Origin of the sequence: Rubritalea marina DSM 17716 (genome assembly GCF_000378105.1) — a bacterium.
GTDB classification, from domain to species: Bacteria; Verrucomicrobiota; Verrucomicrobiia; order Verrucomicrobiales; family Akkermansiaceae; genus Rubritalea; species Rubritalea marina.
In genome coordinates, this window is record NZ_KB899255.1 from 1 (window position 1) to 12,996 (window position 12,996).

Below are 12,996 nucleotides of genomic sequence, written 5' to 3' on the forward strand. Positions count from 1 at the left end.
AGATGGCTTAAAATTCAATAATTTCCACACATCTGATATCACCCTTCACGATATCGGATTATCACTAATTGTGCATTATCGTCCCTTCTTAAGCTCACGGAATGATCTTGCTTGAGGTTACCAATGTCATGTGAGCCTAGCACCATGTATCATGGGGGCGCTTACGTAAATGGATCACTTTCCCTTCGACTTATGTGCTTCCCCTTCAGGGAAGGTGTATTTAATGAAGGGGCCTAGGGTTGCGGCTCATGCTTCGCCTTACCCTAGGCTGGTATGGGATTCGCCTTTGGCGAATGGGTAATTCCTAAGGGTCTTGTCTAGGTAGGGAGGTCAAAAACCTCTAAAGTCTAGGTAGAGTAATGAAAAGTCAGACAGACTAATTTAGAGGGATCCTAGGATTTATATACGTTGTAGCGTCATAGATCAGGCTATGGAGTTTAGGATATGTTGAGTAGTGAGTTTTTTGTGTAGTGTTGGGTGTTTGCTAGACGCTGTTTGGTTTATGTGAGGAATGCAGCCAAATGAACCTTGTCCGTCACGGTGGGGCCTTTTATGAACTAGGGCATGCTTGTTCTGCAATCGTATCGAGATCATCAAGTTCCAGCCTGGCTGGAGGCTTGTATGGGGTCGGTGCGGGACTGGGCGGCGTCGGCGGGCTATGCCTACCATTGCGCGGGGGACGACGAATTGTTGGGCTCCTTGCCGAGTGGGTTTCGGGCGAAGCTGGAGGGTCGCTGGCCGATGTTGGCAGATTTGGGGCGGCTGAAGCTGGCGCAGGCTGCGCTGGACTCTGGAGCGCAGCGGGTGCTGTGGCTGGATGCGGATGTTCTGATTCATGCGCCTGAGCGGATGTTGCTGCCGAGCCGGCTGGAGCATGGCTATGCCTTTGGGCGCGAGCTCTGGGTGGACGAGCGCGGCCGGTGCCATCACGGGGTGCACAATGCGCTTTGCTTGTTTGAGGCGGGCAATCCGATCTTGCCGTTTTACATTCACGCTTGTGAGCGCCTTGTGGAGCGCCATGTTGGTGGGCATTGGGCGCCACAGTTGTTGGGTCCAAAATTCTTGAAAATGCAGCACAACCTACTGGGTTTTGAGCTCTTGGAGCATGTGGCGATGCTGAGCCCCGAGGTGCTTGAGCAATGGGTAGCTGGTGGCGGTGTGTTGTGGGAGAAGCAACGAAGGGCGATGAGCCTGGGCGTGGCGGCGGTGAATTTATGTTCGTCGTTGGTGGAGGACCGTCTGGCTGAGCGTGCTGTGGAGCGCTTGCTGTGTGACGGCTTTTCGTGATTCGCAATGGGTGATTTGTGTGGCGGCTGTGCTTGGCCAAAAAACCCTTGTAAATCAGCGCCTGAGGACGTACCCACTGATGCACCAAATCGGGTTGCCGAGCATTCGTTGATCCGTATCCCAAGCTATCACTCACTACCAACGGCTACCGATCCATGACCGCCAACGAAATTCGCCAATCCTTCTTCGACTTCTTCAAGGAACAAAAGCACACGATCGTGCCCTCCGCTTCCTTGCTTCCTCAGTCACCTGGTCTGCTTTTCACCAATGCGGGGATGAACCAGTTTGTGCCATACTTCCTAGGTACTGAGAAGGCTCCGTACGATCCACCACGTGCGGCCGATACCCAGAAGTGTATCCGCGCTGGAGGGAAGCACAACGACCTCGACGATGTGGGTTATGACACCTACCACCACACGATGTTCGAGATGCTTGGGAACTGGTCCTTTGGTGATTATTTCAAGCCTGAGGCAATCCAATGGGGCTGGGATCTCATTGTCGAACGCTGGGGCTTCCCAGCTGAGCGACTGTACGCCACCGTCTATCGCCCAGATAAATCACTCGGCGATCCATCAGAATTTGACCAAGAAGCCTACGAGCTCTGGGCCAAGCTTTTCGAATCCAAGGGGCTCGACCCAAAGAAGCATGTGGTGGACGGCAACAAGGCTGACAACTTCTGGATGATGGGCGACACCGGCCCATGTGGACCGTGTTCTGAGCTGCACGTGGATCTCACCCCGAATGGTGATACTGATGGCAAGTTGGTGAACATGGACTCCGATCTCTGTATTGAGATCTGGAACTTGGTATTCATCCAGTACAATGCCGAGGCTGATGGCTCATTCCGCGACCTTCCATCCAAGCATGTTGACACGGGCATGGGCTTCGAGCGTGCTTGCTCGATCTACCAAGGCACCAATGGCTTTAAGGACTTTTCGAAGAAGCCAACAAACTACGCCACCGACATTTTCACCCCTATTTTTGCCAAGCTCGAAGCGATCTCAGGCAAGCAGTACAATGACATCTATCCTGAGTCGGTGGACGTGGACAAATCGACTCTCACCGCAGAGATGAAGGAGGCAGTGGCCTTCCGCGTGATTGCCGACCACATTCGTACGCTTTCCTTCTCGATTGCCGACGGCATCCTACCGGGCAACACGGGGCGCAACTACGTGCTCCGCCGCATCCTGCGCCGCGCGGTTCGCTACGGCCGCACTTTGGGCTTCACCGGTGCGCAGCCATTCTTACCTCAGCTGGTCGATGTCCTGGTAGACCAAATGCAGGCGGTCTTCCCAGAGATGGGCAGTCGCCGCGAGGCGATCAAAGAAACACTCACTCGCGAGGAGGAAAGCTTCAACCGCACACTCGATCGCGGACTTCAGCTCTTTGAAAACCGCGGCCAGTTCCTCGCCATCCAGGACGCTCTCAACCGTGTCGGTCGGAGCTTTGATAAAGCGGGTATTAGCGAGTCTGAAGAGGCCCTCGCTAGCTACATCCTAGGCAAGGATGGTGAAGAATCGGTGACATTGAGTCTCGAAGAGCTCAACGCAGGAGCTTGGCAGCGTTACACCAAGGAGCCAGCAGTGCTCTCTGGAGACTTTGCCTTCGAGCTCTATGACACCTATGGATTCCCGATCGATCTCACTGAGCTGCTCTGTCAGGAGCGCAAGTTAGAGATCGATATGGATTGCTTTGAGCGCCGCATGAACGAGGCGCGCACACTTTCTCAAGCATCACAAAAGAAGACCATTGTGCGTGCGCTCGACATCTCATCTGAGGTGCTCACGGCGTTCACTGGCTACGATGAAGATTCTAGCGAGGCCAAGGTGCTGGAGTTGCACGAGAGCGAAGACGCGCTTTTGCTCATCACCGACCGCTCACCATTCTACGTGGAGATGGGCGGACAGCTCGGAGATACCGGCTTTGTCACTGTCTACCAGGATGGTGAATTTGGTGATGCCATCGAAGTGACTACGGTGCAGAAGATTGGGCAGGCGGTGGCACATGAGGTGCCCGCTGGCTCGGCTATCGCCGTGGGTGACACGGTGGCACTCACTGTGGATGCCAAACGCCGCCGCCGCATCGAAACTCACCACACCGCCACGCATTTACTCCACTGGGCATTGCATGAAGTGGTCTCTCAGGATGCTACTCAGCAAGGTTCACTCGTCACTACCGACCGCCTTCGTTTTGACTTCACCTCCAGCGCGCTCAGCCCAGAGCAGATTGCAGAAATCGAATTGAAGGTGAACGAGAAGATCGTTGAGAATGCAGGCGTCTTTTACAATGAAGTGGCACACGCTTCGGTCAAAGACCGCAAGGATATCATGCAGTTCTTTGGTGACAAATATGGTGACACGGTGCGCGTGGTACAGATTGGTGGTAGTGAGCTGGGTCTCGATGGCTATGCGATGGAGCTCTGCGGCGGCACCCACCTCGACAATACCCGTGACATCGGCATCTTTAAGATCAAATCTGAAAGCGCGATTGCTTCTGGCGTGCGCCGGATTGAAGCTGCCTGTGGCGTTGCGGTGTACGATTGGGCGCGTGAGATCATGGAGAAGAATGGCCAGGAAGAGGAAGAACTCCGAGTCAAGCTTGAGAAAATCAATGCAGGCCTCAAAGCCGTTGCTGCTGAGGAGGTGCACTACCCGCTAGAGGCGCACATCATGTCAGGAATGCTCACCCAAGCTGGTGACTTCGAGTTACTCAACAAGACCTTCAATAGCTCGCTCAAGTACACTCAAGGACTCCGCGATGCGGTCACGGCCGCCGATAAAAAGTTGAAGAAAGCCCAAGCTGGTGCAGCAGCAGCAATGGCAGATGCCGCGCTTGTCGAGCTTCTCGAAAAGGGTGGGAACATCGTGGCCCAGTTCGACGGGCCAGCCAACATGCTCCAGGAACTCCTAAATGGACTCAAGAAGAAGCAGTTCAATGGAGCTGGCTTCTTTATCGTCAATGACGGCAATCGCTTGCATCTGGGTGCCTTCTGCGGTGCAGATGCCCTAGCGGCTGGCCTGCAGGCGGGCAAGCTCATCCAAGAGCTTGGCCCAATCGCTGGCGGCAAAGGAGGCGGTAAGCCAGACCAAGCACGCGGTGCTGCTCCAGAGTTAGAGAAATCTAACGAACTTCAAGCAGCGGCCCTTGCAAAGCTTGGTTAGTAAAGTGCAACATTTATAGATCAAAAGGGCTGATAGATTAATCTATCAGCCCTTTTCTATACTTTGGTGAATTGGCTCTTTACCGATCAGTACCGCTGCGCCACGCGAGTGGTGCTTATACTTGTGGGCGTAGGCCACTCTCTTCGGCGCGGTCCATGGGATCCATTGGTACCCTCTGAGCAATCCCGCGCAGTAGGTGGCCGAAGATATCGGCGCCAGTGATGATGCGGCGTTCTTCGTCAGTCCAATAGAGCACGACGTCTTGGTCGACCACGTGGTCATTGCGGTCGTCTGCTTCCACCACGAATTTGCCGAGTACCGAGTCGAGGGTGGATTGGTCATTGTCGATGAGGATCGGGCGGTGGCAAAAGCGATAAATGTCTACTGAGCCGTCGTAAGCGAGGTAGCGAGCGAGGAACTCTGGGGTGTCCAAGACGATGCGAGGCACGAAGCTTTCATCGGTAATCACGCGCCATTTGGCTGGGTTTATCTTGAGGTTGGCAAGGAATGCTTGGCCTTCATCGGTATTGAAGTCAGGAAATTCTGGGAGATCCATCTTCGTGGGAAGTTGGATGATGGTGCTGGGTTTGATGATGGAGCCTTCCCCGGAAATGCGTCGATCATCGAGTGCTAGAAAGTTGAGTGCCCCTCGGCCTTCGTTTTTACTGATCTCGCTTTCATCTTCGACAATGTGTCGTTCGAGGATGACCTCGATATCGCGTTCGCGGTAGAAGGACGGACCCTCAGGGCCGATCCAGCCATCAAGAATCATGGCGCAGGGCTTTGCCACCGGGTAGAGTAGCAACTTGTAAAAACGGATGACTGGGCTGAGCTTAGCACCCACGGAAAGTGCATTCCGTGAAAAGTAGGCTTGTGGCAAGATTTCACCAAAAAAGGTGATGCCAACGGTGGAGAAGATGAAGCCGGCAATGCCTGCGAGAGCAGATTCACTCAGGAGCGCGAGAAGGACGTTTACAGAAACATTGCCCCAGAGGATGGTGCAGAGCAAAAGGTTCGAATCGTTGCGTAGCTTGAGGATTTGTTTGGCCGCATTGCTGCCTCGGTCAGCCTCTGCTTCTAGGCCGATACGGCCCAAAGAAAATAAGGCTAAGTTTAAGCCTGAGAACATTGCTGATTGCGTCAAACAAAACGCAATTCCTACCCAAATCCAGATCTGATCCATTGATGTTTCTATGTGTATAGTGGCTGTTTGGGGAGACTGATCGATGCCACTGCGGATTCAAGATAGTGATAAGATCGTTACAGTGCGAGCAAAAGTATCTAAAACTTCATGTAACAGATTATGTTACATTTTGACCACAGAGCGTTAGAAATTGGTAGGTTGTGTGAAACTAACAATATCAAGCAGAATGATGGCATCTATCGGCAATTCAAGGATATATGACAATGCGTGAAATGGTTTTTGACAAGAATGTGTGGGTGTTGGGTCGGCGTCATGTCTAGAGAGCGGTTCCTAATCACTTGCACATTCATGTGGATTCAAGTAAAGCCTGAGTATGCCAGTTGCAACACCACAACAATACGCCGAGATGTTGGACGCTGCCCAGAAGGGTGGCTATGCGTATCCAGCAATCAATGTTACATCCCTTACTACTGCCAGTGGTGCGCTCAAAGCATTTGCTGAAGCCAAATCTGACGGGATCATCCAAGTCTCTACCGGCGGTGGCGCATTTGCCTCCGGTACAGCAGTAAAAGACGAAGCTTTTGGCGCGATTGTGCTTGCTGAAGCGATTCATCGCCTCGCTGAAAAGTACGACGTACTTATCGCGCTTCACACAGACCACTGTCACCCAGAGAAGGTAGATTCATTTCTCCGTCCACTCCTCGAAGCCTCACGCCAACGCATTGCTGAGGGTAAAGGACCATTGTACCAGTCTCACATGTTTGATGGTTCGGTTGTCGACCTTGCTGAGAACCTCGAGATCTCTAAAGGCCTTCTCAAGGAATGTGCCGAGCTCGACATCATCCTAGAAATTGAAGCTGGCTGTGTGGGTGGTGAAGAAGATGGTCACGACACATCTGGTCTTCCTGCTGAGAAACTTTACACTTCACCAGAAGAAATGCTTCAGGTTTACGAAGAGCTCAATGGCCTCGGCCGCTACATGTTTGCCGCTACATTCGGCAACGTGCATGGAGCATACAAGCCAGGTGCGGTTCAGCTCAAGCCAACCATCCTCCGTGATGGTCAGAAGGTGGTGACGGACAAGTACGGGGCAGAAGCCGAGATGGATCTTGTGTTCCACGGTGGCTCCGGTTCTTCACTTGAAGAAATCCGCGAAACTCTCGAATATGGTGTGGTCAAGATGAACATCGATACTGACACCCAGTACGCCTTCACACGTTCCATTGTGAAGCATGTCTGCGAGAATATCGAAGGAGTCCTGAAGATTGACGGAGAAGTCGGTAACAAGAAGACTTACGACCCGCGTTCGTACCTCAAGCTTGCTGAGCAAGGCCTTTGTGATCGCATGAAGGTGGCGTGTGACGACCTCCTCTCTACTGGGAAATCGATCTACAATAAGTAAGTTAGATACCTGATTTAGATCAGTTAATCTCACACACAACCCGCAAGGCTACATGGCTTTGTGGGTTTTTTATTGGGCATACCCAATGCCCTTACTTGGTCAGCGTGCGTGCTATCTCATGCAATGTCACAATCTTGTTACAAGTTGATAATGAGTGGATAGCAATGTTGTTCATCTTATCTTCTAGTATGAATTATGCTAGGTTAGTTGGTTGAATTTGGATCATCATCTGGATGAGTACGCTTGAGGGATGAGGGCATTGGACTTGCTTGATGAGTGGGTGTGTTGGCTTTAAAATTTAGCCAATTTCACTCCAAAACATAACTGATAGAGTAGAATGAAAAATACTAGTCCACAGACGGCGAAGGCGGCAGCAACGCAATCGCTAGATAATAAAAGCTACAAAGGGATTCAGCTTTCGGGTGTGCTCTTCGTTATTCTCATGGCGGGGATGTTGATCGCCAACATCATGGTGTCTGACTCCCTGAAAGATGACTCATCAGGGATCAACCTTGCAGGTCGTCAGCGGATGCTTTCGCAGCGTATGACCAAGTCCATGGCTGCTGTTCAGGCATCGATAGCAGCAGGGGATTTTGCATCTGCTAGTAAGTTTCAGAAGGAGCTGAAGCTCTCCTCAGGATTGTTTGATGAGACATTGAAAGCATTCCGTGACGGTGGGGTGACTACTGGTGCTACGGGTGATGATGTGAGGCTTGTGCAAGTGCTGGATCCAGAACTTGCAGGCTATGTGGCGAAGGCAGATACGATCTGGCAGGATCTTTCAAGCGGGGTCGAGTACATGGCTCACCAAGACATCACGAGTATTGATAAGGCGAAGTCTGAGGCGATCATGATTGCGCTTGTGGCCAATAACTTGGAGCTATTGAAGCTGATGAACCAGCTGACTGTTGGGCTGGAAGCAAAAGCGGAGTCGAAGTCCAGTACCCTGCAGTGGGTGCTTGCTGGCGCGCTTGCATTGGTGGTAGCGAACTTCGCCTACGTGATCATTTACTCTGTGGGCTTGTTGAAGAAGCGTGATGGGAAGTTGGAGGAATTCTCAAGCAACCTGATCGACAAGAACTCACAGCTCTCCGACACGAACTTGGCGCTTGAGAGTGCGCAGTCAGAGATTTCTGAAGCGAACAATTCCCTAGAGAGTGCACTAGATTCCTTGAGAGTGTCTAATAGTGAGGCGCAGAAGCGTGCGGGTGAGCTCGAGCAACTCACCGTTGACTTGAATCGCCTGAAGGAGGAATCCGACACCATCTTCAACTCGGTGGATCACGGGCTCTGTCTGATCGATAAGAACTTCAAGATTGGTCGCCGCGTGTCGATGGCAACCTACGATATTTTCGAAACCAAGCATCTGAGTAATTTATCCTTCCTGGACTTAATGCGTCCGCTCATTACAGAGAAGGATCTCAAGACATTGGAGAGTTTCCTTAAACTGCAATTCCAGAAGAAGACGATGTCTTCACAGTTAGAGAAGTACAACCCGTTAAAGAAAATTGAAATCACACTCAACTGGGATGGCTCACAGTTTGTGAACAAGCACCTTGGTTTCTCTTTCGAACGGATCATGGAAGGGGATGATATCGCAGCGGTGCTGATCACCATCACCGATGTGACTGAGACACTCGCACTCGAAAACGAATTGAAGCGTGCGAATGAAGATCAAGAGCGCAAGACAAACATTTTGCTCGAAGTGGTGCAGAGTGATTCGAAGGAACTCGACATCTTCTTAGCGCAAACTGAGAAGGCATTGGATTCGATCAATGACCTCTTGCGAGATCAAGGTGTTAGCTCGGATGCAGACCTTTCTGACCGCGTCGAAAACCTGGTAGAAAGCGTGTTCCGTATGGTGCACAACATCAAGGGTAACGCCTCCATGCTAGGGCTTGAGAGTATCACAGAGATCACCCATGCGGTGGAAGAGAAGCTTGCAGTCCTGCGCAAGCGCAAGGATGTGAAAGGGGATGAATTCCTCAGTGCCTTGGTGCAGTTGGCAAGTTTGCGCGAGCGCCTTACCGACTACCAAGAAATCACCGATACAATTCTTAAGGATTTTGCCATTGGTAAGAAGGCATCTGAAGAGAAGAAGCCAGCCACTGCTTCAGAGCGGTTTGCTACTGAGCTGTCTGGCTTTGCCACGAAGGTTGCTAGGGAGCTGAAGAAGGAAGTCTTCCTCAAGGCGAATCTTGAAATGGACGTGATGACTGAAACCGGGCAGCAAGCGATCAAAGATATCTGTGTGCAGCTCACGCGCAATTCGATTGTGCACGGTATCGAGGCTCCGCATGTGCGTAAGGCACAGAACAAGATGAGCGAGGGGATCATCCGCGTCAATTGCGCGAAAGATGAAACGAGTGACAACCGATTGGGCGTCCCGTGTTACGAGCTCAAATTCCGCGACGACGGAGCGGGTCTCGACCTGACAGCGATCAAGCAACGTGCGGTGAACATGGGCATGGTGACGGCAGAGCAGGCCGCAACACTCTCAAACTCCGCCGCTGTCGCACTCATCTTTGAACCAAAATTCTCCACACAAGAAACCGCAGATGAGCATGCCGGCCGCGGCACAGGCATGAGCATCGTCAAAGAAATCACCACCCAGCAGTTGGGCGGCAAGCTTTCCGTGAGCTACTCACTAGGGCAATACGCGCAGCTGAGCTTCCTGATCCCAGCAAGTAGCGTGGAACAATCATCAGAACTCACTGTAGATCTATAATCTCATGAAACTACTAATTGTAGACGATTCGGCGATGATTCGCCGTTCTATCAATACGGCTTACAAGGGTAGCCTATTCACTCAAATCGAGACTGCCGCGGATGGTTTGTTGGCGGTCACGATTTTCAAGCAACTCCTCCCGGATGTGGTGACGCTGGATATCACGATGCCACACATGGATGGGCTAGCAGCCATGTCGCAGATGTTGGAGATCAAGCCTGACACCGCGATCCTGGTGATCTCGGCGCTTGCGGACCATCACACGGCGATCGAGTCCCTAGCGCGTGGCGCCCACCAGTTCATCTGCAAGCCATTCACCGCTGAGGAGCTGCGTGAAGCACTCGATGATATCATCAAAAACCGCGTTCCTGCGACCGTGGAAAAGCAGGATACGGAGGTGGATGCTGAGTTAAAAAAGACCATGGCGCAGCTCACCACTGCGAGTACCCAAGTGACCCAGAAGGTGCCGAGTCCTGAAGAATATCCATCCGGCTATGTGCAACCACCAGCCGTTCCGGAGGCCGCGAAGGCAGCATTTGACGCCGTCAAATCACAGCGCCCGCTCACTGAACTCCACTCACTCAGCCCAAAACCAAAAGCGTAACGACTATGTCAGAAAACGAGAATAAATCCGCCACTGGAATCGATGAAGACACCATCCGATTCTTTGTTTGGTCGGTATGGAATTTTTTCCAATCAAGTACCGGGATCGAGCCGGAGGTAGGCACCCCCTACCTTTTTGATAGCTTTGATCACGACGACTATACTGGGATCATTGGAGTTTCTGGGAACCAACGCGGTGCCGTGTATTTTACCATGTGCCGTGAGTTGCTCGATTCGATCATTTCGAAGAACTTTCCAGAGTTGGAAAAGGAGGAATGCAGCGAGGAGCAATACGAAGAAATGCGCAACGACTATGCTGGTGAGATGACAAACATCGTTTCCGGAAATGTACGCAACTACCTCGGTGAGCAATTCTTGATTTCTGTGCCTGTGGTCGTCACTGCGAAGGATACCGCGATGCGCATGACGCAGTCGACACATGGGATCATCTTCCCAGTGACTTGGAATGGTTTCCGCTGCCACCTGATCCTCAGTTTGGAGAACAATGCTCAGACCAACGAGCATGACATCCTAGAAAGGGTGTTGTGATGGAGGGAGACATGATCCAACTGCCGACTTCACTGAAGAAGTACCAGGCACTCAGCACCGAGGAGCACTCGGAAGTGATGATCCCGCGGGTACTTTGTCCGCTGTTTCAGCGCTTGCAGGATGAACAGCTTACCTTGGCTGAAATTGCCTGTTTTCTAGATCTCCAGCATGAGGATGCTCAGGGATTGGTAGACCAATTGATTGGGTGTCGCTTGATTGCGGAGGCTCCGGATGTGGTCGACTTTGCCCAGTGGCTTGAGGAACTGAGGGCTGAGCCGGAACATGCTGCTGCGCTCATTGAGCCGCAGCAGGCACCTGAGGCTGAGCTCGAGATCGATGTGACTGACGAAAGTCACGAGGAGGCTAGCGATGTCACCGACATCAACATTGAGGCGCTCACGGTCGAGCTAGATGACTGTTCTGAGGGGTTCCTCGCGGAGGAACCAAGCCCAGCTGCTAGCGAGGAAGCGTTTTGCGAAGTGGACAACGCGGAATCAGAAATTTTTAGCTGCGATATCTGCTAGCTACATGAGTAAGAGACCCTGGGCTCGCAAGAGCTCAGGGTTTTTTGTTGTCTCAAGCGTCGAGCGATTACTCCCCGATGTTGAGTACCGCCTCAGCCATGCGCATGGCTTCATAGTTTGCGCGGATTTCGTGCACGCGGTGGATTTGAGCTCCCGCCATGCGGCCCGTGGCCGTGAGGGCGGCCGTGCCGGCATCGCGGCTCTGTGCGTCTTCTAGTCCAAGGATCGCACCGATCATGGATTTGCGTGAGACTCCCAGCATGATTGGGCGGTTGTTGACGATCAGGCCAGAGAGCCGGTGGAGTAGCTCGAGGTTGTGTTCTAGGGTCTTGCCAAAGCCGATCCCTGGATCAAAGCAAAGCGATTGTGGATTGACTCCAAGACGCGTGAGGGTGCGGTAGCGTTCTTCAAAAAACTTCCGGATCTCGCGCACGACATCTTGGTACTCAGGGTTGACTTGCATTGTGTCGGGCGTGCCTTGGCGGTGCATCACGATGACTCCGACACCCGTTTCGGCGCAGACTCGCGGCATGTTGACGTCTTGAGTGAGACCAGACACGTCATTGACGATGTCGGCACCTGCTTCGATCGCTTGGCGTGCGACTTCCGCCTTGCTGGTGTCGATCGAGATGAGGCAGTTGCTGGCTTCGCGTAGCGCTTGGATGACGGGTACGACGCGCTTGATTTCCTCGTCGGCGCTGACTGGTAGTGAGCCTGGTCGGGTGGATTCACCTCCGATGTCAATGATTTCGGCGCCGTCCTGAAGCATGCCGATCGCGTGCTGCACCGCTTGAGAGACATTGATGAACTTCCCTCCATCGGAAAAGGAATCTGGAGTGACGTTGAGAATTCCGGCAATCATGCCGGTCTCAGTGAGGTCAACCACTCGGCTTTTAAGTTTCCAGCGCATGATGTTAGTAATACAACGATTGGGGGTCTGGCAAACTGAAAACTTGTAAGGTGCCAAAATTGTCGCTTAGCTGTCCCCATGTTCATGTCTCCTCGAGTTATTCTATGCGTTTTGGGCCTAACGATGGGCGCAAGTGACTTATTGCCAGCGCAGTCGAAGTCGGTGAGTGAGTCCAAGCATTTGGCTCGCATCACTCGTAATCGTGATGGATCGACGACCGAGTTCAAGCGCGATCCCGGGAACACCACCTTGGTGAAACGCACCTACGTAGAGAAAGACAATGGGGAGCAAGTGACGCGCTCGAAGACGATCTACCGGCGCGATAAATACGGCAATCTACGTAGCGGTTTCGTCTACGATGGGCGCAATCAAAAACTCTTCCGCATCGTATACGGCTACCATGCCGACACTGGGCGATTGATCGCCGAAAATATGTACGATGCGCGAGTGAAGCGTACCTCACCGATTGATCCAAGTAAGGAGGAACCGGTGCGTGCGACGCGTTATTATTACAATGCTCAAGGCGAGCGCAGCGCCCCGATCACCTTCACGTCGCAGGCGGGCAAGACTTCTGAAGAATTGATGGATTGGTTGGATCGCAACAAGCCAGCGAGCGACGTCGATCGCGATCCATTCCGCAACACTCCGGTGAATCCCAATTCCAGACCGCTGTCGCGCTAAGCGATTT

General features: G+C 52.4%; 10 protein-coding genes. 8 read left to right on the top strand and 2 right to left on the bottom strand.

Annotation, left to right across the window (positions count from 1 at the left end; all coding sequences use genetic code 11):
• Nucleotides 1-741 precede the first annotated feature (741 nt).
• Complete coding sequence (locus F454_RS14670; RefSeq protein ID WP_205619007.1) at nt 742-1,287, top strand: hypothetical protein; 546 nt, start codon at nt 742-744, stop codon at nt 1,285-1,287.
• A 155-nt stretch (nt 1,288-1,442) separates the two neighbouring features.
• Entirely contained in the window at nt 1,443-4,448 is a 3,006-nt protein-coding gene (alaS, locus tag F454_RS0108220; protein WP_018970168.1) for an alanine--tRNA ligase, read from the top strand.
• Between the two features lie 115 nt (nt 4,449-4,563).
• Here alaS and F454_RS0108225 read toward each other — a convergent pair whose 3' ends face one another.
• A complete protein-coding gene (locus F454_RS0108225) occupies nt 4,564-5,631 on the bottom strand; it encodes a DUF21 domain-containing protein (protein WP_018970169.1) in 1,068 nt (355 codons plus the stop codon).
• 334 nt (nt 5,632-5,965) lie between these two features.
• Here F454_RS0108225 and fbaA point away from each other — a divergent pair, with 334 nt between their 5' ends.
• From fbaA to F454_RS0108250, 5 genes are all read left to right on the top strand, one after another.
• On the top strand, nt 5,966-6,994 hold the full coding sequence (gene fbaA, locus F454_RS0108230) for a class II fructose-bisphosphate aldolase (RefSeq protein WP_018970170.1): 1,029 nt from the start codon (nt 5,966-5,968) through the stop codon (nt 6,992-6,994).
• A 337-nt stretch (nt 6,995-7,331) separates the two neighbouring features.
• On the top strand, nt 7,332-9,722 hold the full coding sequence (locus tag F454_RS0108235) for a type IV pili methyl-accepting chemotaxis transducer N-terminal domain-containing protein (protein ID WP_018970171.1): 2,391 nt from the start codon (nt 7,332-7,334) through the stop codon (nt 9,720-9,722).
• A gap of 4 nt (nt 9,723-9,726) precedes the next feature.
• On the top strand, nt 9,727-10,326 hold the full coding sequence (locus tag F454_RS16110; protein WP_018970172.1) for a response regulator transcription factor: 600 nt from the start codon (nt 9,727-9,729) through the stop codon (nt 10,324-10,326).
• Between the two features lie 5 nt (nt 10,327-10,331).
• Nucleotides 10,332-10,874, top strand: a complete 543-nt coding sequence (locus F454_RS14680) for a chemotaxis protein CheX (protein WP_018970173.1) — start codon at nt 10,332-10,334, stop codon at nt 10,872-10,874.
• A gap of 11 nt (nt 10,875-10,885) precedes the next feature.
• Nucleotides 10,886-11,398 (top strand): hypothetical protein, encoded by a 513-nt coding sequence (locus F454_RS0108250; protein WP_156817207.1) that lies wholly within the window; start codon nt 10,886-10,888, stop codon nt 11,396-11,398.
• A gap of 67 nt (nt 11,399-11,465) precedes the next feature.
• Here F454_RS0108250 and folP read toward each other — a convergent pair whose 3' ends face one another.
• Entirely contained in the window at nt 11,466-12,308 is an 843-nt protein-coding gene (gene folP, locus F454_RS0108255) for a dihydropteroate synthase (protein WP_018970175.1), read from the bottom strand.
• Nucleotides 12,309-12,431: 123 nt separating this feature from the next.
• Here folP and F454_RS0108260 point away from each other — a divergent pair, with 123 nt between their 5' ends.
• Nucleotides 12,432-12,989 (top strand): hypothetical protein, encoded by a 558-nt coding sequence (locus F454_RS0108260; RefSeq protein WP_018970176.1) that lies wholly within the window; start codon nt 12,432-12,434, stop codon nt 12,987-12,989.
• Nucleotides 12,990-12,996: the final 7 nt, after the last annotated feature.